The 23224-nt window shown below is 62.7% G+C and carries 16 protein-coding genes; 11 read left to right on the forward strand and 5 right to left on the reverse strand.

Annotated elements, in window-relative coordinates; translation table 11 throughout:
- Positions 1 to 4 precede the first annotated feature (4 nt).
- Entirely contained in the window at positions 5 to 2149 is a 2145-nt protein-coding gene (locus AMC88_RS28885; RefSeq protein ID WP_064830319.1) for a methyl-accepting chemotaxis protein, read from the forward strand.
- Between the two features lie 55 nt (positions 2150 to 2204).
- Here the strand turns inward: AMC88_RS28885 and AMC88_RS28890 are convergent, their stop codons facing one another.
- Positions 2205 to 3467 (reverse strand): DUF3422 domain-containing protein, encoded by a 1263-nt coding sequence (locus AMC88_RS28890; protein ID WP_064820309.1) that lies wholly within the window; start codon positions 3465 to 3467, stop codon positions 2205 to 2207.
- Between the two features lie 329 nt (positions 3468 to 3796).
- Positions 3797 to 5083: an ABC transporter substrate-binding protein gene (locus tag AMC88_RS28895; protein WP_064829587.1), complete on the reverse strand. Its 1287-nt coding sequence runs from the start codon at positions 5081 to 5083 to the stop codon at positions 3797 to 3799.
- Between the two features lie 192 nt (positions 5084 to 5275).
- Here AMC88_RS28895 and AMC88_RS28900 point away from each other — a divergent pair, with 192 nt between their 5' ends.
- The 6 genes from AMC88_RS28900 to AMC88_RS28925 are packed head-to-tail and all read left to right on the forward strand — an operon-like array spanning position 5276 to position 13414.
- On the forward strand, positions 5276 to 7798 hold the full coding sequence (locus AMC88_RS28900) for a hypothetical protein (protein ID WP_064829586.1): 2523 nt from the start codon (positions 5276 to 5278) through the stop codon (positions 7796 to 7798).
- 17 nt (positions 7799 to 7815) lie between these two features.
- Positions 7816 to 8910 carry a beta-galactosidase BglB gene (gene bglB / locus AMC88_RS28905; RefSeq protein ID WP_012489996.1) on the forward strand — a complete coding sequence of 365 codons (1095 nt, stop codon included), beginning with the start codon at positions 7816 to 7818 and terminating at the stop codon, positions 8908 to 8910.
- Positions 8907 to 10271, forward strand: a complete 1365-nt coding sequence (gene pglB / locus AMC88_RS28910; protein WP_064830160.1) for a polygalacturonase PglB — start codon at positions 8907 to 8909, stop codon at positions 10269 to 10271. Before bglB ends, pglB begins: the two co-directional genes overlap by 4 nt.
- Positions 10259 to 11365 carry an ABC transporter ATP-binding protein gene (locus AMC88_RS28915; protein ID WP_012489994.1) on the forward strand — a complete coding sequence of 369 codons (1107 nt, stop codon included), beginning with the start codon at positions 10259 to 10261 and terminating at the stop codon, positions 11363 to 11365. The genes pglB and AMC88_RS28915 overlap by 13 nt, the downstream gene beginning before the upstream one ends.
- A 2-nt stretch (positions 11366 to 11367) precedes the next feature.
- Positions 11368 to 12354, forward strand: a complete 987-nt coding sequence (locus tag AMC88_RS28920; protein ID WP_012489993.1) for a carbohydrate ABC transporter permease — start codon at positions 11368 to 11370, stop codon at positions 12352 to 12354.
- 13 nt (positions 12355 to 12367) lie between these two features.
- Positions 12368 to 13414 carry a carbohydrate ABC transporter permease gene (locus AMC88_RS28925; RefSeq protein WP_012489992.1) on the forward strand — a complete coding sequence of 349 codons (1047 nt, stop codon included), beginning with the start codon at positions 12368 to 12370 and terminating at the stop codon, positions 13412 to 13414.
- Positions 13415 to 13555: 141 nt separating this feature from the next.
- Here AMC88_RS28925 and AMC88_RS28930 read toward each other — a convergent pair whose 3' ends face one another.
- Complete coding sequence (locus tag AMC88_RS28930) at positions 13556 to 14707, reverse strand: ROK family transcriptional regulator (protein ID WP_012489991.1); 1152 nt, start codon at positions 14705 to 14707, stop codon at positions 13556 to 13558.
- 167 nt (positions 14708 to 14874) lie between these two features.
- On the opposite strand from AMC88_RS28930, the gene AMC88_RS28935 reads away from it, so the two are divergent.
- Positions 14875 to 15897: a helix-turn-helix domain-containing protein gene (locus AMC88_RS28935; protein ID WP_472505051.1), complete on the forward strand. Its 1023-nt coding sequence runs from the start codon at positions 14875 to 14877 to the stop codon at positions 15895 to 15897.
- Between the two features lie 118 nt (positions 15898 to 16015).
- Here AMC88_RS28935 and AMC88_RS28940 read toward each other — a convergent pair whose 3' ends face one another.
- Positions 16016 to 17053, reverse strand: coding sequence for a LacI family DNA-binding transcriptional regulator (locus AMC88_RS28940; protein ID WP_029531791.1), 1038 nt, complete (start codon positions 17051 to 17053; stop codon positions 16016 to 16018).
- 176 nt (positions 17054 to 17229) lie between these two features.
- Positions 17230 to 17862, reverse strand: a complete 633-nt coding sequence (locus tag AMC88_RS28945) for a TetR/AcrR family transcriptional regulator (protein ID WP_012489988.1) — start codon at positions 17860 to 17862, stop codon at positions 17230 to 17232.
- Positions 17863 to 17974: 112 nt separating this feature from the next.
- Here AMC88_RS28945 and AMC88_RS28950 point away from each other — a divergent pair, with 112 nt between their 5' ends.
- The 3 genes from AMC88_RS28950 to AMC88_RS28960 are packed head-to-tail and all read left to right on the forward strand — an operon-like array spanning position 17975 to position 23201.
- The gene (locus tag AMC88_RS28950; RefSeq protein WP_064830161.1) at positions 17975 to 19048 is read left to right on the forward strand and encodes an efflux RND transporter periplasmic adaptor subunit; all 1074 of its coding nucleotides are present in this window, start codon (positions 17975 to 17977) and stop codon (positions 19046 to 19048) included.
- Complete coding sequence (locus AMC88_RS28955; RefSeq protein ID WP_064830162.1) at positions 19045 to 20133, forward strand: efflux RND transporter periplasmic adaptor subunit; 1089 nt, start codon at positions 19045 to 19047, stop codon at positions 20131 to 20133. The genes AMC88_RS28950 and AMC88_RS28955 overlap by 4 nt, the downstream gene beginning before the upstream one ends.
- Positions 20130 to 23201, forward strand: a complete 3072-nt coding sequence (locus AMC88_RS28960) for an efflux RND transporter permease subunit (protein WP_064830163.1) — start codon at positions 20130 to 20132, stop codon at positions 23199 to 23201. Before AMC88_RS28955 ends, AMC88_RS28960 begins: the two co-directional genes overlap by 4 nt.
- Positions 23202 to 23224 lie beyond the last annotated feature (23 nt).

A 23224-nucleotide genomic window follows, 5' to 3' on the forward strand; every position in this document is an offset into this window, starting at 1 on the left:
TATGATGTTGCATTTCTGGAATAAATTCGGCATTCGCGCGCAGATCACCGCAGGTTTCGTGCCATTGATCCTGCTGATGAGCCTGCTGACCGTCAGCACGATCTCGGGCATGAACGGGCTCGCCGCCATCTTCGCTTCCTATCGCGCCACGGCCGGCCAGAGCCTCGCCATCTCGGATTACAGCGAGCAGCTGCACGAGATCCAGATGTCGGCCGAAGCCTTCCGCTCCACGCCGACGCAGGCTGTCGTCGACAGTTTCCGCGCCGGCGTGAAGGCCTTCGAGGCCGACGATCCGCGGTTTGCCGGCAACAAGGACCTGCAGTCGGGCCTGGCGACGATCCGCCAGGATATTGCCGCCTATGGCAAGGCCTTCGAACAGATCGTCGCCCTTCAGGCCCGCCGCGACCTGCTGATCTCCAAGGTTACCGAATTCGGCCCCTGGACCAGCATCGCGCTCAACGATGTCATGCGCAGTGCCTGGCGCCAGAACGACGTCGCCCAGCTGTATATGACGGCGGCGACGCTGGAGGCCCTGAACCGCAGCCTCTATTTCTCTGAACGCTTCGTGCATTCCGAGGATTTTACCGCCTATGATACGGCCCAGGCGGCGCTTGCCGAAGCGGTGACACTCAATGAGACTGCCGCCAAGGCGGCGAAGGACGAGCTGCAGAAGAAGCGCCTGATGGGCGCCGGCCAGCTCATGCAGAACTATACCGCCCGTCTAGGCGACATGAAGGAGGTGCTGCAGGCTTCCGGCAATATCCGTCAGACGCAGCTCGGTGTCCTCGCGCCGAAAATATCGGGCGAGTTCAAGGATTTGCAGGCGACGGTGACCGGCGCCCAGACGAATCTCGACGGCTCGGTTGAAGCCATGGTTTCCTCCGCGACCAGCACGACGCTGGTCATCAGCGGCCTGCTGATCGTCATCGGCCTCGTGCTCTCCTATTTCGTCGGCCGGCTGATTTCCTCGGCGGTGCGCGGGATGGCGCAGTCCATGGAACAGCTTGCTCGCGGCGAGGAAGGGATTTCGATCACCGGCGTCGAGCACCGCCACGAACTCGGCGCCATGGCGCGTTCGCTGAAGGTTTTCCAGGAGACCGGCCGCGCCAAGCTGATCGCCGAGGCCAATGCCGAACGTGCGCGTCTCGCCGCCGAAGAAGAGCGGCTGCGCCAGGAAGCCGAGCGGCTTGCCGACGCGCAGGTCATGGAACATGCCTTCCGGCAGATCTCGCTCGGTCTCGATGCGCTCTCGAAGGGCGACCTCTCCGTGCGCGTCGGTGAAGTCGACCATCGCTATGTCAGGATCCGCGATCACTTCAACAGCTCGGTCGCAAGCCTCGAAGAAGCGATCGACTCCGTCATCCGCGCGGTCACGACCATCCGCTCCGGCCTTGCGGAAATCTCCACCGCCTCCAACGATCTCGCCCGCCGCACCGAGCAGCAGGCGGCTTCGCTGGAGGAAACCGTCGCGGCGCTGGGCGATGTCACCCGCGGCGTCAACGGAACGGCGGAGGGCGCCAGCCGCGCCCAGGCTGTGGTGGCCACGGCCCGCACCAATGCCGAAAAGGGCGGCGAGATCGTCTCGCGCGCCATCGCCGCGATGACGGAAATCCAGAACTCCTCGTCCAAGATTGGTAACATCATCAGCGTCATCGACGAGATCGCTTTCCAGACCAACCTGCTGGCGCTGAACGCTGGTGTCGAGGCGGCGCGTGCCGGCGAGGCCGGCAAGGGTTTTGCCGTCGTGGCCCAGGAAGTCCGCGAACTCGCCCAGCGTTCCGCCAATGCGGCACGGGAGATCAAGGAACTGATCTCCACCTCCTCGGCACAGGTCAAGACCGGCGTCGAGCTGGTGGGTGAATCCGGCCTCTCGCTCGAACAGATCGTCGAGCAGGTCACGGCCATGAACGCGACCGTCGCCGAGATCGCCATCGCCGCCCGCGAGCAGGCGACCAGCCTGCGCGAGGTCTCGGCCGCCGGCGACCAGATGGACAAGGTCACGCAGCAGAACGCCGCGATGGTCGAGGAAACCACGGCCGCCGCCCAGAGCCTGACCCAGGAAACCGAGAGCCTCGCCGAGCTGCTGCGCCGCTTCAAGACGGGCAACGGCCGGGCATCGGACCAGCGATACTACGCGATGGCGTCGTAACGTCCTGCTAACGCAGCCAAGAGAACGCTGCCGCCTTCAAAGGGCGGCGGTCGCGTCAATGGCCTCCGGCCGCCGGATTGTGCGGCGCGCCGGCGATGCTTCGGCGAACGTGGCGGACCGCCGTCCAGACGGCGAAGAGAACCAACGGGATGGCTCCGAGAACGGCGAGTTTCGTCACGTGCGGATCGACACCCAAGGCGGAGATGCTTTCGAGGCAGATCTTCGCCAGGCCGATAGTATAGTAGGTGATGGCGATGACGGAGAAGCCTTCGACCGCCTGCTGGATGTGCACCTGGATGCGCGCCCGCTCTTCCATTGAGGTCAGCAGTGAGGCGTTCTGATCTTCAAGCTGAACCTGCACGGTGGTTCTGAGGAGGTCTCCGGCCAGGCTGACGCGTTCGGCCAGTTCGTCGAGGCGCCGTTCTGCCGCATAGACGGAGCGCACAGCCGGTTGGAAGCGCCGGTCGATGAAGGTGCCGAGCCTTTGTCTTTGCTCGACCCGCTCTTCTCGAAGCTCCGACAGCCTGCTCGCCACGATCTCGGCATAGGCTTTCGTCGCGCCGAAGCGGTGGCGGGCGAGTGCCGAGAAGTTGAGCACATCGGAGGAGAGCCTCGTCACCTCGGACAGCAGCGCCTTGTCGACTTTGACGGCACTCTGCATGTGGACGATCAGCAGATCGAGGCGCTGGTCAAAGGCGGAAAGCTTCGACACGGTCTCGCGCGCCATCGGCAACGCCAGTAGCGCCATCATCCGGTATGTCTCGATTTCCAGGAAACGCCGGACCATGCGGCCAGTGCGATAGGCGTTGAGGTTGCGGTTGAAGAACAGGAATTCGAGGAAGCCGCTGTCGGTCAGTCGAAAGTTCGAATGCACCTCCGCGTCGCCGCCGCCGACCCGCGAAGCGACATAGTCGAGCTTGGGCTTTTCCAGGATGCGCCCGTCCTTTTCGTCACGGACCAGCACGCGCACGGCGGCGATGACCTTTCCGCCAACCTGGCTGCAGCAGGCCCGAAAGGCTTCCGGCGGGTTGCTGCCGGGTTCGGCCGATGCCGGCACGACGAAGGTGAGGGTGAGGAACTCGGTATGGGCTTCCCATTTGAGCCGGCCGTCGCCGACGCGGCCGATGCCGTGGTTTCCCTCGCCGGTCGTGGTGACGTCTTCCAATCCCGGCAGGGAACCGGGCGGCGAAGGAGGGCCACTCTCGCCGACGATGGCGACGTGCCAGACATCGGTGTCGCCATCGAAGTAGAGCGACGGGCGCGCATGGAGCTCGTTGTGAAGTTCCCTTCGCAGCGGATGCTCAGAGCCGAGTGGCATGGAGATGCACCTCAATGGGCTGGACTGCCGCCGGTTTGCCGGCTTCAGTAAGTTGAGCCTGACGCCGGCGCGCCGCGCAGGCCGAAACGCCTATAGCGTCTCGCGAAGTCCGTGTCACGACGCCAAAGAACCATCGGTTCCATCCGCGCCGATCTGCCGCGGCGCAGTTGCACCAGGCCGCCGGCCGACCTTGCGACAGGAAGGGCCGTTCCGACCATCGCGCTGCGGATTATAGCGGCGTAGACGGGGGCTAAAAAACGATCAGCCACGGCCTGTTGCGAGGTCGTGGCTGATGCAGCGCGCAATCTGTGGGAGAAAGGCGCGGCCGGTTACTTGTTGGCGGCGAGCGCCACGTTGACCTTGTCGACGTCCGCGCTCATCGCCTTGAAGGTGTCTTCGAGGGAAAGTTCGCCGACGATCAGCTGACTCATCCGCTGGACGATGAGCTGATAGATGGCGGACGAGCCCTTGAGGCGTTCGAGGTCGCGGGCTGCCTTCGGCGCGCTGTTGCGGGCCGCGAGGAAGACGGCCATGGCGTCCTTGGCATTCTGGCTGTCGAGCTTGTACTGCGGATCCTTGATGTCGGCGCCGGTCAGGATGACGTAGTTTTCGGCGATCTCACGCTGAACCTTTTCGGAACCGAGGAACTCGATGAAGGAGGCCACGGCCTGCGGGTACTTAGTGCGCTTGAAGCCGACGATCGCGGTACCGCCGGGCATCGCATAGCAACCGGCATCGCCGCAGGGCGCGCTGATCGCCGTCCAGTCGAAGGCGTCGCCGATCTTCTTCTGGAACGGATTGACCATCCAGTTGCCGGCGAGATAGGTCACGACATTGCCGTTGACGAACTCGTCACCCATGTTCTTGTACTGGGTTCCGCCGGCCGCACCCCACATTTCCTTCGGGAAAGAGCCGTCCTTCGTCCAGTTGTAGAGATCGGTGATGTAGCGCTTGGCAGCATCGTCGGGGAAGGAGAACTTGCCGTCCTTCACGTAGTTGGAGCCGTAGGAGAAGGCCGCGCCGGAGAAGCGGTGGCCCGAACGGTCCATCGTGAAGGGGATCTGGGCGCCGGTCGCCTTGGCGACGCGTGCCGAGGCTTCGACGATGTCCTTCAGCGTGGCGGTCGGCTTCGGAAGCGGTTCTTTCGCCTGTTCGAACAGCGTCTTGTTGACGAAGGGCAGATTGAAGGTCTGCGAGGCGACGTAGCCGTTGATCGAATTCGGATCGTTGACGCCGGGGAAACGAAGGGTGTTCAGGCTGTCGCCGTGCAGCTTGGCAAAACCGTCGGGATCCTTCATCAGCGGCCGCATGTCCAAGTAATAGGGCGCCAGCTGCCAGTCGGTGATCTTGGCGACGTCAGGACCTTCTCCGATGGCAAGCTGCACCGGCAGCTGCTTGGCGACGGCATCGTAACCCGACGAGACGAAGTTCACCTTGATGTCGGGATGCGCGGTCTCGAATTCCTTGCTCAGCGCTTCCATCCGCTCGACATAAGCCTGGTCGTCGTCGGTGAAGAGAAAGGTGATCGTCTGGGTTTCGGCCATGGCCACGCTGGACCAGGCGAAAGAAACGGTGGCCAGCGCCAGTGCGAAAGCCCCTGAAAGATACGTTTTCATTTTCATCCTCCCATGAAAACATTTTCATCAATCGCGGCATCAGCCATCGATTAAGGGAATCTCATATACTTGACATTCGTTCCGTCAAGCTATTTTCTACACGAATAGCGATGTTTTTGAGCGATTTTCAAAAATCACGCACCCAAATAACCTAATGAAAATATTTTCATAGGATTGCGGAGGAGGCGATCTGTGAAAACGGAAAGCACCAAGCAGCCGGACGACACGGCGCCAGCGTACGGCGTGGCCGAGGGGCAGACGATCACGGCATGGGCCGTTTCGGCCCTCATCGAGCGCTATTTTCCCGGCGAGCCGGCTCCGGCCGAAGATCGCGTCAACTACCGCTTCATCAACGGTTTCGTCGATGTCGGCGACCTGCCGTGCCGCAAGGCCTTCTGGTCCACCATGGTCGGGCGGGCGCTGGAGCCGGACACGTGCTGGCCGACTGAAAGCCTCTATCTTCCCGGTTCAAACCGCCGCGTGGAGTTTACCAGCTTCTGGCATGTGCCCACCCATGTCAGGCGATGGCTGAGGGGCACGTTCAGGACGGATACCCCGCGCAGGCTCAATCTCGCGCTCAAGACCTGCGGCGGCGTCCGCATCTGGGTCAACGGCCAGGAGGCGTCGCGCTTCGAGCCCTTCAGGCGCAACGTCGAGAGCGCAACCGAGATCGCGCTGACGCTCGAGGCCGGCGACAACGAGGTTCTCGTCCATACCGAAGACCTTGCCGAGCGCGACACGACCTGGTTCTTCGAGCTCGAAATGCTGGACAGCGAACCGCTCTCGGTGCTGCTGCCGGTAGCGCTGGACCAGAACGAGGTGCGCGAACTGGAAGTTCTGTCGCGCGGCGTGCGCCCGGCCCGAGACGTCTTCGTCAATCAACCGCTGGAGATCGTCTTCGATACCGCGCCCGCGCGCGATCTGCCCGTGGAGCTCAAAGTCGTCGGCCATGGCCACGAGCGGCCGGTTCTCGCCCATTCGAAGCTGACGTTGCGCGCCCAGCAGAGCCGCCTGGTCGCCGAGGAAGTCTGCGGCATTGCGGACGGTTATCACGGCGTCCACATGACGATCGGCTCCGGGCCGGGTTCGGTCACCCGCGTCATCGATGCCGCCTTCATGAGTAGCCTTTCGCCGTTGCCGGTGGAGACGTCGCTTTCTGCCCGCAAGGGGCAGGCGCTGGAATACAGCGCCCGCTTTGGCGCCAATCGCGCCGGGCGCCTCATCGCGATGATGGAAACCGGCCATCACGACCCGAAAAGCTTCGATCGTATCGTTGACGCGACGCTTGCCTCGATCGATGCGCGGGAGGATTGCTCGGACTTCATCATGGTGCCGCTCCTCTGGCTGCTCGGCGCCTATGGCGACCGGATGCCCGAGGCCATCGTCGAACGCATCCGCCGTTCCGTTCTCTCTTATCGCTACTGGGTCGACGAGCCGGGCAATGACGCGATGTGGTTCTGGAGCGAGAACCATGTGCTCTGCTTCCATACCAGCCAGCTGCTGGCCGGGCTTCTTCTGCCCGACGCGGTGTTCTCGGCCTCCGGGCGGACGGGACGGCAACAGGCAGAACTCGCCGTCGAGCGGCTCGGCCGCTGGTTCGACAGCGTCGAGGCCCACGGCCTGGCGGAATGGAATTCGGCCGCCTATTACCCGATCGATTTCATCGGTCTGCTCGCGCTGGAGCGCTGGGCGGAGCGCGGGATCGCCGATCGCGCCCGCGGCCAGATCGATCTCATCTTCCGCATGATCGCCCTTCACACGCTTGCCGGCGTACCGGCCGGCTCGCAGGGCCGCGCCTACGACAAGGAGCTGCGCGCCGGACCGCTGACCGAGCTTGCACCCTTTGCCCAGGTCGCCTTTGGCACCGGCTGGCTCAACAACGGCGTGGCGGCGCTGACGATGTTCTGTGCCGGCAGCTATGAGCCGCCCGCCGATCTGACCGAGCTTGCCGCCCTTCCCAGGGGCAGAAGCGTCGAGGCGCGTTACAGCCAGGGGCTCGAGAGCGGAAAGCTCGTGCTGTTCAAGAACGAGGCGGCGCAGCTTTCGACGGTGGTCGATCACAAGACCGGCCGGAAGGGTCACCAGCAGCACGTGCTCGACATCAGGCTGGCCGGCCATCCGATGGCGCGACTCTGGGTCAACCATCCCGGCGAGGACGATCCCTGGGGCAATCAACGGCCGTCCTATTGGGCCGGCAACGGCATCCTGCCGCGTGTCGCCCAGCATCGCGATGTCGCCCTGCTGATCGAGGACACAAGCGACGCGCGGCATGCGTGGACGCATGCCTATATCGGCCGCGATGGCCTCGACGATCTCATCGTCGAAGACAAGTGGCTGATCGCCCGATCGGGCAGGGGCTTTGCCGCCCTCTGGGCCTCAAACGGCCTGGAATTGATCACCGAAGGGCCGACCGCCGGCCGCGAGGCGCGCTCCTACGGGTCGCTCTGCGGCTGGGCAGCTATCGTCGGAAGCGGGAATAGCGATGCCTTCAAGGCCTTCCTCGAACGTTTATGCCAGACAAAGGTTGCCTTCGATCCCGCGCTTCGGCAGCTCGTCCTGACTCCGCCGGGCGGTCCGGCGCTCTCCCTTTCTTATGCCGATGGTCTTTCGATAGCCGGCAAGCCACGGCCGTTCACCCATGATCAGCCGCAGCCGATCCTCACCCACGACAGCGCGGCCTCCGGCTCAGCCGCTGACGGGCCGTTTTACTCCTGAGAATATAGGATTTCAGCATGAACACAGCATCTGTCGACAACGGCGCTCTCCTGACGACCATCGATCGCGTGGCGACGGCCTTCAGCCGCCTCAGGGGCATCAAGGAAGGTCTCGTCACCGACGATGCCGCCTCGGGAATCCAGTTCGACGAATGGGACTGGGAAGTCGGCGTCGGCCTTTATGGCTTCCTGCGCCGGGCGATTGCCGCCAACGACCCGAAGGCGCTGCAGGAGCTTGTCGTCTGGTACAGCGGCCAGATAGATCGAGGCCTGCCGCCGCGCCAGATCAACAGCACGGCGCCGATGCTGCCGCTGGCGATCCTCGTCGAGCATGTCGACCGTCCTGACTTTCGCGCCCTCGTCGAGGACTGGGCCGAATGGCTGGTCAAGGAGCTGCCGAAGACCGAGGACGGCGGCTTCCAGCACGTCGTCAAGGAACGTCTCAACGACGGCGAATTGTGGGACGACACGCTGTTCATGGCCTGCCTGTTCCTCGCCCGCGCCGGGGTGCTCTGCAAGCGCAACGACTGGATCGACGAGGCCGTCTATCAGTTCGTCATCCACACCCGCTATCTCTCCGATCCGGTGAGCGGTCTGTGGTATCACGGCTGGACCTTCAACGGCCGGCACAATTTCGCCAATGCCTTCTGGGCGCGCGGCAATGCCTGGATCACGGTCGCCATCCCGGAACTCTTCGATCTCGTGCCGACCCTCGGCGAGAAGGACCGGCGCTTCCTGTCGAACGTTCTCGTCAGCCAGGTGCGTTCGTTGAAGGCATATCAGCGGCCGGACGGCATGTTCACGACGCTGCTGGACGATCCGTCCTCGCCGCTGGAAACCTCGGCCACGGCGGGTATCGCCTACGGTATTTTGCGCGCCATCGATGCCGGCATTCTCGGCGAGAGCGACAAGGTCCATGCCGAGCGTGCGCTGAAGGCCGTGCTTGCTCAGATCGACGAGGAAGGTGTCGTGCATGGCGTTTCGGACGGCACGCCGATGGGTCATGACCTTGATTTCTATCGGCGCATCCCGAACCTGCCGACGCCCTACGGCCAGGCACTGACCATGCTGCTGCTGACCGAAGTCCTTATCGAGAATGGCCGACGCCAATGAGTGCCACCTCCCTCGTCGCGATTGAGGCCTTCGACGGCGACAATACCAGCCGCCTGCAGGCGGCGATCGACGATCTCTCGGCTTCCGGCGGCGGACGCCTGAAGCTCCTGGCGGGCATCCACCTCTGCCGGGGGCTCCAGCTCCGTTCGGGCATCGAGCTGCATCTGGCCGCCGGCGCAATCCTGCGCCCTGTTTCCGACTATGAGGCTTACGCGCATACGACTGTTTCGGTAATCGCCGAGAAGTCGGACCGCGGCATGATCGTCGCCAAGGGCGCACGGCGGATCAGCCTGACGGGACCGGGGCGCATCGAGGCCGGCTGCGAGAGCTTCATCATCGGCGACGACGAGACGGTGGGGACCTTCATCCCGGCGGAATTCCGCCCCCGCGTCGTCGTCTTCGAAAGCTGCGACGAAGTCGAGATCAGCGCCGTCCATATCAGCCGCTCGCCGATGTGGACGCTGCACTTCGTCAACTGCACCGATGTCGCGGTCCGGAACGTCACCATCGAAAACGACCGCCGTCTTCCCAACACGGATGGCATCGTGCTCGATGCCTGCCGCGGCGCCGTCATCGAGGATTGCACGATATCGACGGCCGATGACGGCATATGCCTGAAGACCAGCATCGGCCCGCACGGTGTCGCCATCGGGCGATGCGAGAATATTCTTATCCGCCGCTGCTCCGTTCAGAGCCTCAGCTGCGCGCTGAAAATCGGCACTGAAACGCATGGCGACGTCACCAACGTCGTCTTTGAGGATTGCAGCGTCTCATCCTCCAACCGGGCGCTCGGCATATTTTCGCGTGACGGCGGCCGGATCTCGAACGTGAGGTTTTCCAGGATTGCGGTAGAGTGCCGCGAAACGCTCGATGGCTTCTGGGGCTCGGGGGAGGCGCTGACCGTCAACCTCGTCGACCGTGTCACTGAGCGCCCGGCAGGTGCGATCGAAAACCTCATTGTCGAGGACATTACCGGGCGCATGGAGGGGGCGATCACCATCATCTCGACTGCGTCCGCTGGCATCCACAACATATCGCTGGCACGCATCGGCATAGACCAGTGGCCCGGCGAACTCGGCACCGCTCAGTCCTACGACCTGCGCCCGACCAATGCCGATCTCGCGCCGAAGGCCGAGGGCGGCGGCCGCGCCAATGCCTGGACGCGCGGGGCGGACGGCCGGGTGATCGGCCTGCAGGACTATCCAGGCGGAATGCCCGGCATGTATGTGGCTGATGTCACCGGGATCTTGATGAACGAGGTGCGGATCACAAGACCGACACCGCTGCCGCAAGGCTGGAACGCAAACGACGTCGTCTTCGAGACGGCGGCACCCGATGGGAGTAGGGCATGGCAGAACTGAGACTTTCCACCGTCAACAAGTCGTATGGCTCCGTTAAGGTGCTGCATGACGTCGAACTCGATATCAAGGACGGCGAGTTCGTCGTCTTCGTCGGCCCGTCGGGCTGCGGCAAGTCGACCCTGTTGCGCGTCATTGCCGGCCTCGAAGAGGTCACCTCGGGCGGAATTGCGATCCGCGGCCGGGATGTCAGCGCGCTCTCGCCGGCCGAGCGCAAGATCGCCATGGTTTTCCAGTCCTATGCGCTTTATCCGCATATGAGCGTGCGCAAGAATCTTGCTTTCGGCCTGGAGAACCTCAAGTTCAAGCGCGCCGAAATCGACGCTCGCATTGCCGAAGCGGCCAGAATGCTGGCGATCGAACCTTATCTCGACCGACGGCCGAAGCAGCTCTCCGGCGGCCAGCGCCAGCGCGTGGCGATCGGCCGGGCGATCGTGCGCGAACCGGATATTTTCCTCTTCGACGAGCCGCTTTCCAATCTCGATGCGGCGCTGCGCGTCCAGACCCGCGCCGAGATCACCAAACTCCACCGCGAGATCAAGACGACCATGATCTATGTGACCCACGATCAGGTCGAAGCGATGACCATGGCCGACAAGATCGTCGTGCTGCGCGCAGGCCGCGTCGAGCAGGTCGGTGCGCCGCTCGAACTCTTCGATCATCCGCGCAATCTCTTCGTCGCCGGCTTCCTCGGCTCGCCGCGCATGAACATCGTCAAGGGCAAGGTCTCGAGCCTCGGCGAGGGCGGCATCGCCATCGATGTCGGCGGCGGCGGCAGGATCGTCAGCGATGTCGACCCGACGGGCATCACGGTCGGGCAGGATGTGCTTGCCGGCATAAGGCCCGCGCATTTTTCCCGCTCCAGTGAAAAGGGCCTGCCGTTCATCGTTCAGTATCACGAGGGACTCGGTACGGAGACCTATGTCTACGGCAATCTTGCCGGGCAGGAGGAGCAGATCATCATCCATGAAGCCGGCCATTTCGCACCTGTTCAGGGCGACCGGATCATGATCGACGCCGATCCGGCACGCGTTCACCTGTTCGATCCCGAAAGCGGCCTGGCTTTTGCCCGCCGATCGGGCCAGGGGAGGCGCTGACCATGGCTGCTGCTGCATTGCTCTCCCAGGCGGGCGACACGGCAATGAAGGTGGTCGAGGCTCCGATGAATGCGGTCGAGCGCCTCTTCGGCCGCAAGCGCATGCCTTGGCTGTTCCTGGCGCCGAACCTCGTTCTGTTCGCCATCTTTACCTTTCTTCCGATCGCGATCGCGGTCGGTTACGCCTTCACCGGCGGCACCAATCTTTTCGTCTCGGAACGGCCATTCGTCGGCTTCGACAATTTCCGCGCCCTGCTTTCCTGCGGCAACTATCTGCAGCCGGGAACCTGCCAGGAATCGCTGTTCTGGACGGCGGTGTGGAACACGCTGTGGTTCGTCGCACTGAACGTCACCGCCACATTGCTGGTGGCGCTGATCACGGCGCTGATCCTCAACCGGGCGATCTTCGCGCGCGGTTTCTTCCGGGCGATGTTCTTTTATCCCGTTCTGCTGTCGCCCGTTGTCATCGGCCTGATCTGGAAATGGTTCCTCGATCGCAACGGGCTGTTGAACGCCTTCTTCCAGATGCTCGGCGTGCCTCCTGAAATTTTCCTGCTGGATGTCGGCTGGTCGCGCTTCTTCGTCGTCGTGGTCTCGGTCTGGTTTCACATGGGTTTCTACACCCTCATCCTGCTTGCCGGCCTCCAGGCGATCCCGAAGGAACTTTACGAGGCCGCCGCCATCGACGCCGCGTCGCCGCGCCGCACGCTGTTCAGGATCACGCTGCCGCTGCTTGCGCCGAACCTGCTCGTCGTGTTCATCCTTCTGATGATCAAGTCCGTGCAGATCTTTGACGAGGCTTGGGTTTTGACGAATGGCGGCGGTCCGGGCACGGCCAATAGCTTCATCGTCCAATATATCTACCAGATGGCCTTCAGTAGCGATCTTCGCCTCTTCGGCCTCGCCTCGGCCGCCTCGGTTCTGATGGGGCTGGTGCTTCTGGTTCTCACCCTCATACAGCTGCGCCTCGGCAAGCGAATGGAGTCCTGAGATGAAAAGCTCTATGAATCCGATCCGCTTCATGACGCGCACGCGCCGGGCCGGACGCATCGATATAACAGACATCCTGTCCTGGGTCTGGCTGATCGGCGGCACGCTCGCCGTCCTCGTTCCCGTGCTCTGGGCCGGCCTCTCGTCGCTGAAGCCGGCGGCCGAAATCACCCGCTTTCCGCCGACGCTGCTTCCGCGCGCCGCGGTGGAGCAGACCGTGCCCGGCTTCGACAAGCCGCTCAGCCTCTGGCAAGTCACGATCGACGGCCAGGCGCGGGAAATGGCGATGGTCCGGCGTATCGGCCTCAAGGCCCAGATGGTCGATCCCGCCAATCCGGGACGGCCGGTCAGCGTCGACGTGAAGGGGATCACGCCGGTCCAGCACCTGACCGTCGCCACCGAAAATTACACCGATCCGCTGACACGCTTCAGCTTCCTGACCTTCCTCAAAAATTCGGTGTTCGTCACCGTCGTCGCGACGCTTCTGACGCTGATCGTCAACGCGATGGCGGCCTTTGCGCTGTCGAAATATAAATTTCGCGGCGACACGACGGTGTTCGTCATCATCATTTCCACCCTGATGATCCCGCTCGCCGTCGTCATGGTGCCGGCCTATCTCGTCATCGTCGGGGTCGGACTTGCCGACAATCTCTGGGGCGTCATCCTGCCGACCATCGCCTCTCCAACCGCCGTCTTTCTGCTGCGGCAATATATGCTGACCATACCCGACGAACTGATCGAGGCGGCGCGCGTCGATGCGGCGAGCGAATTCTGCATCTTCTGGCGCATCATCCTGCCGCTGACGGCGCCGGCTCTGGCGGTTCTCGCGATCTTCTCTGTGCTCTGGCGCTGGAACGATTTCCTCTGGCCGCTGATCGTCCTCAACAGTCGCGAGAATTTCACCCTGCAGGTCGGCCTGAACGCCTTCCAGGGCGAGTTCTCGGTGCAGTGGCACTATATCCTGGCGATGACCTTCCTCAGCCTGCTGCCCGTCACCGTCGTCTTCCTGTTCCTGCAGAAATACATCACCACGGGCATTGCCGGTACCGGAATGAAGTGAGCGAGATCCGGCAGTCCGCAATCGGGGTCGAGATGCGGAGACCTGCCGATTTGGACAGGAGCGGTTCAGGCTTGATCGCCAGAACCGCTTCGATCTCGTGTGAGGCAATGCCCGCAACCAGCATCCCTTGCGGGCGAAATATCACAAAACTGTTTCGAAGAGCGGGATCAAGGCCGCGCCGATCGCGCCGGGGGCATCGATGATCTCTGCCAGCGCAAGCTTCGGAACGTCGCGCAACGCGCCGTGCCGCGGCAGGTTGTTGAATTCGGTCCGTTCGATCAGCATTCTTGCAAGCGAATGTGGAAGCTCGCCGCCCAGCACGATCAATCCCGGGTCGAAGATCGCGCAGATCGCATTGACAGCGCGGTTGTGGGCCGGCGTGACGCGGTCGACCCATTCCTCGACGCCGTCCCAATCCACCAGCTTCTCGTTCTTCAGATCCCGCAATGTCAGGCCCGAGCGTCCCTTGGAGCGAAGATGCTCGAGCAGTTGGTTGAGCGCGGGGCGATCGTCGTAATCCTGACGCCCGAAGAGAACGGAGAATTCGCCGGCGTTGCCGAAACTGCCGCGAAACGGCATGCCGCCGGAAACGAGACCGCCGCCGTAGCCATGAAGGTGGGCGATATAGGCGAAATCCGTGGCATCACGACCGACGCCGAAAATGGCTTCCGCCAGAGCCGCAGTCCTGGCGACATTGTCGGCCCAGACCGGCAGACCAAGTTTATTGCCCAGCAAGGGCGCCAGGTCGATCAGCGACCAATGGGCGAGCGGCAAGGGACAGTTGAAGGCGGTCTCCAGCATTCGGTGGCCAGCGACCGCCAGGCCGACGCCGAGGACGTCACGCCGCTTGGCGTCGCGACGGGCAAGAATGTCTTCGACGGCTGCTTCGATCCGGTCCATCTCCTCCGATAGCGAAGACCCCGTCTGCGCCATTTCCATGTTTTCCAGAGGTTCGCCGAAGCCCATGAGACAAAGTCCGATCGAACCGACATTGACGGAGATTCCGAGCGTGAGACACCACTCCTTCCGGAGTGTCAGCTCAGGACTGGGCGGTCCCGCCCGCCGGTTTTCCGACTGCGAAAAGACGAGCATTCCTCGATCGTGCAGTCGTCCGACGATCCTGTGCAACGATTGCTGCGTCAGATCGAGCGGCTCGGTCAGGTCGGAGCGCTCGATGCCGGGAGACTTCCAGATCAACCGCAGGAGGTCCCGTTCGTTGCGGGTGGCTACCCGCGGCGGCTGTATATCGCGCAGAAAATGGGCGGCTACATGGTCCAGGGCAACGTACTTCATTTTCCGATCATATTGATTTACACTGTAGGTGTGAAGCAGGTGAAGGGGACGCTTGGCTTCTGCGGGGCAAGGAGGTCATCCGTGGTTCTCGGCCCTGCTTACCGCATCGAGATTGGTCATACCAGTCGCGATCGCGCGTCATTTCTCAAGGGAGTTGCATGGATTCGATGAGACCTGAGAATATGGCCCACTGTCCGGAGCATGGGCGTTACGGTTTTGTGCCGACGCATGAAGGCGCCAGCTTCGAATCGATGGTGCAGGCCTTTTCGGCAGGCTATGGGGTCTTCGGCGCGCAGCCGCTGAAAAACGAACGGAAGTTTGCCTGGGCCGCGGACCTGAGAAGGACCGAGGCGCTCACAACACTTCATTCGGTGTATGAGAGCCCCTGGACCATCCGAACGCTTGACGAGAGCCCGCAACATCTGACCTTTTTCATGCCGCACACCGGATCCTTTCGTCTATCGATCGGCAGGAGAACGGTTGAAAGCGGCGCCGGTCACCTTCTTATGGCCAACAACCACGAGGCCGGCGATCGCGTGATCCAGGGTGTTCCGCATCGCTCGGATGCTCTCTTCCTGGACTGGAAGGTCGTGAAACAGGCGCTTGCTTCGCTGGTGGAGACGCCATTCTCCGAGTCGCTCGACCTTGAGCCCATTCTGGATCTCACGACACAGGCCGGCCAACTCATCGGCAATCTGGTCCAAACGATTGTACAGGGCATGCGCGCCGGCGGTCCGCTGCTGTCTTCACCCCTTGCGGCGGCGGCGATGAGCGAAACGCTCGCTCACCTCGTGATCCGATTCGGACGCCACCGTCTTTCCGATCGTCTCGAAAGGAAGAAAGTGTCGCTGATCGCGCCTTGGCATGTCCGACGGGCCATCGAGTACATGCATGCCAATATCGCGGAACCTCTTACGATGACGATGGTCGCCGACGACGTCGGCGTTTCCCTTCGCGCGCTGCAAACGGGTTTCAAGGCCTTCCGAGGGACGTCGCCGGCAGGTTACCTCCGTACGATCCGGCTGCAGGCGGCCCGCGAGCAGCTGCGGGATCCGACGAACCAACGATCCGTCCGCGAAATCTGCGCGATATGGGGGTTTGCTCACGCGGGGAGATTTTCCATCATCTATCGCAGCACTTTTGGCGAAAGCCCGCGGGATACGCGGCTACGGGCGGAGCGCTTGCGCTGATTGGAGCCTGGAACAGGATGATCTTAGGCCCGGTTGGCCTAAATCAAATCCGGTTCTAGGTTAAAGAGTTAGAGCATGATGCCATCCGAAAACCGCTCACGCTTTTCGGCATCATGCTCTAGCGCGGAGGCGCAATGCTGCCGCGCAGGACGAGGTGGCAGCCCAGTTCCAGGCGATGGGCCGGCCGCTGCGGATCGTTGGCGATCAGCCGCTGTTCGATGAGTGCAAGTGCCGCCGCGCCGAGCCTGTCGGTTGGGACGCTGACCGTCGAAAGCGGCGGACGGCTGAACTCGCCGGGGACAATGTCGTCGAAGCCGAGGACGGAAACTGCTTCGGGCACGCGTATGTCGCGATCGGCCAATGCCTTCAGGCAGCCGAGCGCCAGATTGTCGGCCGCGCAGAAGACGGCAGTGGCGCCTTTCATCATCGGATCACGGTCGAGCAGCGCGTTGATGGCTGCTTCGCCATGCCTGGGCTCATAACCCTCGGCCTCGACGATCATCTCCTCCGGGACCGGTAGCTGTGCGGCGAGATAGGCATCGGAGAAGCCGTCATACCGGCGCTGGATGGTCGTGCGCCCCTTCCAGGTCAGGTGCAGGATGCGGCGATGCCCGAGCGCCAGCAGGTGCTCGATGCCGAGCCGCGCGCCGAAGCGGTTTTCGGGGGTCACCGTATCGACCAGCATGGTCGGGTCCTCGCCGTTGACGATGACCACTGGCATATCGGCGGAGGCGAGGCTGCGGATAAGTTCCGGCTGATCGTCGTTCAGGACCACGATCCCGTCAGCGCGCTCCGCTAGCGCGATCTGCCTGACCTGTGCGCCATCGATGCGCCGGCCGGTGCTGACGAAAGGCACGATCCTGATGCCGCGGCGCTCGCATTCCCTCCTGATACCGTTGAGGATCGTCCAGCTGACCAGGTTGAGGTCGCTCTCCGGCGCAGCGTCGTCGGGAATAGCGAGAAGCAGAACATGCAGGGTGGCGATCGTCGCCTTTTTTCTCCGGCGGTCGAGGTAACCGAGGCGTTTTGCCGAATCCAGAACCCTTTCGCGCACCTCGACCGTCAGCGGCGCGGTTCCGTTCAAGGCGTGCGAGGCCGTGCTCAGCGACACGTCGGCATCGCGCGCGACATCTTTGAGATTGACTTTGCGTTCCACTTTTTCCGTCACGAGTTCAGGTGGCGCCTTTGAAGGCAGAGCTAACTCGATGTTTTTACATAAAGACTTCAGAAAATCTACCTGCGTTGCAGCATAATTCTCCGCTTTCGGCGAAAGCTGGCTGCGGTGCCGCAAACGCACAATGACGAGTGCAGGGGCCGGGAGACTATTGCTGATCAGTGAGGATTGGCGAGCAGACCGTTGAACAGCAAGTCGAAATAGGTCCGCAGGAAGGCCTCCTTGTTGGGAGTGGGCACGCGGCGGTCGTCGAAGATCAGCCGCAGCACCGTCGTCGTCAGGATAGGCGCGACCACGATGTCGGAGAATTCCACCGGAACTGGGCGAAACTCGCCCGACGCCACGCCCTCCAGGATGAGGGCGTCGATCTTGGCGATGATCGGCTCGATGAATTGATCGTGGTGGCGGTCAATGAGGTCGGGAAACCGGTGTCCTTCCCCAATGACGAGCCGCGTCAGCTCGCGGGTCGTGCGATCCTCGGCGATTTGTTCATAGAGCAGGCCGAGAATGGAAGTCAGCCGGTCGGTGGCGCTGCCACTGAGCCCGTCGGTAATCGCCAGCAGCTCCTGAAATGGCACGGAAAAGTGGTTGATCATCGCTTCGAAGAGCTTTTCCTTCGTCTCGAAGTAAACGTAGACGGTGCCTTTGGTGACGTTAACCCTGTCGGCGATGTCTTCCACGCGCGTGCCCGCAAAACCGCTTCTGACGAATTCTTCGAAAGCCGCATCCAGAATCTGGATGGGTCGCAACGCTTTCTGTTCCGCGCGTGTGAGCTTCTTCGGAGATGCCATTTTTTCCTCGCCTCCCTTGTCGTGCACACCCTCTTCCCTGCGGCACAAAGTTTCATTGACTAATGCGTCAGTCAATTATATAGGAGCTGCCGTTGAGAGCAAGAGGTCAATTATGAGAACCATCCTGATCGCCACAGCGATCGCATGCGCCATCGGTCTCGGATCCTGCAGCGATGAGAGCAGGCCGGCTGAGCCGACCCCGCGGCAGGTCGGTGTCGTCGTCGCCAAGCCTGAGCCGCTGGTTCAGGGGGGCGCGATCACGGGAGAGGTGCGGGCGCGTGTCCAAAGCGATCTGTCGTTCCGCGTCAGCGGCAAGATCGTCGAACGGCTCGTCGAGGTCGGTCAGACCGTGAAATCCGGGCAGCTCCTCGCACGCATCGATCCGGAAGAGCAGAAGGCCGACCTGGATGTGGCGGCGGCCAATCTTCAGTCGGCCGAGGCGCAACAGACTCAGGCGCAGCTTGCATTCGACCGCCAGCAGAGCCTGTTTCGGACGCAGGTGACGACCCGCGCCGCGCTCGATCAGGCGCAGGAGGCGCTTCTGACGGCGCAGGCATCGACCAAGTCGGCGCAGGCACTCTTCGAAACCGCTCAGGACACCTTGTCCTACACCGAGCTGAAAGCGGATGCCGATGGGGTGATCACCGCCCGTAACGCCGAGGTCGGGCAGGTGGCGCAGGCCGCTCAGGTCGTCTTCACGCTTGCCCATGATGGCGATCGCGATGCCGTCTTCGAGGTCGTGGAAAGCGCATTCCTGCGTCCGATTGACGGCGACGGCACCGTAACTCTGTTGTCGGATCCGACGCAGAAGATCACGGCGAAGGTTCGCGAGATTTCGCCGACAATCGATTCCGCCACCGGCACCATCAAGGTCAAGGTGGCGATCTCGAGCGATGCTCCCGTTCCGCTGGGCGCTCCCGTCGTTGGACGGTTCAATTACCTGGCACAGGACGTCATCCAGCTGCCCTGGTCGGCAATGACCTCGAAGGACGGCAAGCCGGCCGTCTGGATCGTCGATCCGGCATCCTCAGCGGTTTCGGCCAGAACGATCGATGTAGCCGGCTACGAAACCGGCAGCTTCGTCGTGAAGTCGGGCGTGTCGGCGGGAGAGGTCGTGGTGACCGACGGCACCAAGTTCCTCAGGCCCGGTGAGATCGTGTCTTACGTCAAGGAAGCTTCCAAGTGAGTATTCGTCTGAAGATAGTCGCACTTATGCTGGGCACGGCCCTGGTCTCCTCCTGCGCGCCGAAGGCAGAAGAGAGTAAGGACGAAACGCCTCGGCCGGTGCTGTCGACGACAGTCAGGCAGACGCCGGCCACGGCCCTCAGCCTGACCGGCACCATTGAACCGGCGACCGAAACCGAACTCGGCTTTCGGATTCTTGGGCGAATGATTGCCCGCAATGTCAATGTCGGCGATATCGTCAAGAAAGGTGACGTCGTCGCCGCTATCGATCCGGTGGCGCTGGAGCTTTCTGTCCGCAGCGCCCAGTCCGATGTGGAAAACAGCGATGCCCAGCTTAGAAACGCGGTGACCACGGAGCAGCGCCAGCGCGCGCTGGTGGAATCGCGCTCGGGCACGGAAGCCTCGCTCGAAGAGGCCGAGCAGGCGAGACGGACGGCAGCGGCAGCCGTCGCCAAAGCACAGGCTAATCTCGACAAGGCCAAGGAGCAGCTGGGCTATGCGCAGCTTCGGGCGGAATTCGATGGTGTTGTAACGGCGACTTCGGCCGAGGTCGGGCAGGTCGTGTCGGCCGGCCAGACGGTCGTGACCATTGCCCGGCCGGACAAACGCGACGCCGTCGTCGACGTGCCCCAGGCAGCCGCTCAGAAACTGAAGATCGGTGCGCCCTTCGAAGTGACACTGCAGCTCGATCCGACGATCCGCACCTCAGGAACCGTCCGTGAGATCGCGCCGGAGGCGGAGACCGCCACCCGCACGAGCAGGACCAAGATCGCGCTCACCGATCCGCCTGAAGCGTTCCGGCTCGGCTCGGTCATCACCGCCTCCGCCACGATTGCCGCGGAGCCGGAGATCGTGCTGCCTTCCTCGGCCATCCTTTCCGGCAGCGACGACCAGAGCGTCTGGATTGTCGACGTGCCCGGCAAGAAGGTGTCGCTGCGCCGCGTCAAGATCGCGGGCGACGTCGTCGACGGCGGCACTGTCCGCGTCACCGAAGGGCTCGCACCCGGGGAACGGGTGGTCGTGGCCGGCGTGCATAAACTTGAAGATGGCCAGGCCATCAGGATCGACCAGGAGATCAACCAGTGAAGTCCTTCAATCTTTCCGACTGGGCGCTCGAACACCGTTCGCTCGTCTGGTACTTCATGATCGTCTTCATTCTTGCAGGCGCCTTCTCCTACCTGAACCTCGGCCGCGAGGAAGACCCGAACTTCACGATCAAGACGATGGTGATCACCGCACAGTGGCCCGGCGCCTCCGCCGAGGAAGTGACGCGGCAGGTGACCGACCGCATCGAGAAGAAACTCCAGGAACTGGAATCGCTCGACTACACCAAGAGCCAGACCGTTGCCGGCCAGACGACCGTTTTCGTCGAACTGCTGCCGACGACCAAGGCCCGGGACGTCGCGTCCACCTGGCTGCGTATTCGCAACATGATCGCCGACATCAAAGGCGATTTCCCGAGCGGTGTTGTCGGCCCCTTCTTCAACGACCGCTTCGGCGATGTTTTCGGAAACATCTATGCCTTCACCAGCGACGGTTTGACCCAGCGGCAGCTTCGCGATCTTGTCGAAAATGCTCGCTCCGAGGTTCTGAAGGTGCCTGATGTCGGTAAGGTCGACGTGATCGGCGCGCAGGACGAGGCGATCTATCTGGAATTCTCCACCCGCCAGATCGCAGCCCTTGGCATCGACCAGCAGTCGGTCATCCAAACCCTGCAGGCCCAAAATGCCGTGACGCAGTCCGGCTTCGTCGATGCCGGGCCGGAGCGCATCGCGCTCAGGGTGAGCGGACAGTTCACATCCGAAGAAAGCCTGCGGTCGATCAATCTGCGCATCAACGACCGCTTCTTCCCGCTGACCGACGTCGCCACAATCACGCGCGGCTACGTCGATCCGCCGTCGGCTCTGTTCCGCTTCAACGGCCAGCCGGCGATCGGGCTCGCCATCGGCATGAAGCAGGGGGCCAACCTCCTGCAGTTCGGCGAGGCGCTCGATGCCGAGATGAAACAGGTCGTCGCCGATCTTCCTATTGGGGTGGACGTTCACCGCGTTTCCGACCAGCCGGCGGTGGTCGACGAAGCGGTTTCGGGCTTTACACGGGCGCTCTTCGAAGCGATCGTCATCGTGCTCGTCATCAGCTTCATCAGTCTCGGCCTACGCGCCGGCATGGTGGTGGCGATCTCCATCCCCCTGGTGCTCGCCATTACCTTCGTCGTCATGGAATATTCCGGAATCTCGCTGCAGCGCATATCGCTCGGCGCATTGATCATTGCGCTCGGCCTGCTCGTCGACGACGCCATGATCGCCGTCGAGATGATGGTGGCGCGCCTGGAAGCGGGCGACGATCTCAGAAAGGCGGCGACCCACGTCTATACATCGACGGCTTTTCCGATGCTGACGGGAACGCTCGTCACGGTCGCGGGCTTCATCCCGGTTGGTCTCAACAGTAGCGCCGCCGGCGAATTCACCTTCACGCTTTTTGTGGTCATCGCGGTTTCGCTGGTCGTTTCGTGGATCGTCGCAGTGCTCTTCACGCCGCTTCTCGGCGTGACGATCCTGCCGAAAACCATGAAGTCGCATCATGAGAAGAAGGGGCGCTTCGCTGCTGTCTTCTCCTGGCTTCTGAAGCTCGCCATGCGCTGGCGCTGGGCCACCATCGTGCTCACGGTCGGCGTCTTCGCTCTCTCGGTCGGCGGCATGGGGCTGGTGCAGCAGCAATTCTTCCCGAACTCGGACAGGACTGAGCTCGTCATCGACTGGAATCTGCCGCACAACAGCTCCATCGCCGAGACCAACCGGCAGATGGCCAAGTTCGAAAAGGAGATGCTGGCCGACAACAAGGATATCGACCATTGGACAACGTATGTCGGTCAGGGCGCGCCGCGCTTCATCCTGTCGTTTGACGTCCAGACGCCTGATGTCACCTTCGGTCAGACCATCATCGTTACCAAAGGCCTCGACGTGCGCGACAAGGTGCGTGCGGACCTGCAGAACTATCTGACCAAGACCTTCCCCGGCACCGACGCCTTCGTGAAGCTTCTCGACATCGGCCCGCCCGTGGGCAAGCCGGTCCAGTACCGGATCAGCGGACCCGACATTCAGGAGGTGCGCGACATTTCCCAGCAGTTCGCCGGCGTCGTCGGCGCGCATCCGCTGCTGTCGAACATGGTGCTGGACTGGAACGAACCCTCGCGCGTGGTGAAAGTCGATGTACTGCAGGACAAGGCGCGCCAGCTCGGCGTCTCCTCCGAGGACATCGCCACCGCTCTCAACGGCATTGTCGAAGGCTCGACGGCGACGCAGATTCGCGACGACATCTATCTGGTCAATGTCATCGGCCGGGCGAGGGCATCGGAGCGTGACTCCGTCCAGACGCTTGAGAATCTGCAGCTCTCGACCTCCAACGGCAAGGTCGTGCCGCTTTCGGCGGTGGCGAATTTCCGCTACGAGCTCGAGCAGCCGACGATCTGGCGTCGCGACCGGCAGCCGACCATCACGCTCAAGGCGGCCGTCATCGGCTCGACGCAGCCGGCCACGATCGTCGACCAGCTGAAGCCGAAGGTCGAAGAGTTCCAGAAGAACCTCCCCGTGGGATACAAGGTGGAAGTGGGCGGCGCGGTCGAATCAAGCGCCGAAGCCCAGGGACCGATCGCTGCTGTAGCGCCGCTGATGCTGTTTACGATGGCGACGATCCTGATGATCCAGCTGCAGAGCTTCAGCCGCCTGTTTCTGGTCTTCGCGGTCGCGCCGACGGCCCTGATCGGCGTGGTCGCGGCGCTCCTTCTGAGCAATGCACCGATGGGCTTCGTCGCCATCCTCGGCATTTTGGCCCTGATCGGCATCCTGATCCGCAACTCGGTCATCCTGGTCGTGCAGATCGAGCATCTGCGCGCCGAAGGGGTCGCGGCGTGGCAGGCGGTGATCGAGGCGACCGAACATCGCATGCGGCCGATCATGCTGACGGCGGCCGCCGCCACCCTCGCGCTGATCCCAATCTCGCGCGAGATCTTCTGGGGCCCGATGGCTTACGCCATGATGGGCGGCATTGTCATCGGAACCGCGCTCACGCTGCTGTTCCTGCCGGCGCTCTACGTCGCCTGGTTCAGGATCCCGAGGGACGAAACTGTTCGGGCCGACGCCGCGGCGGAAGCATGAAGACGGGCTTTGACGGCCATCCA

The sequence above is a fragment of the Rhizobium phaseoli genome (genome assembly GCF_001664385.1).
GTDB lineage: Bacteria > Pseudomonadota > Alphaproteobacteria > Rhizobiales > Rhizobiaceae > Rhizobium > Rhizobium phaseoli.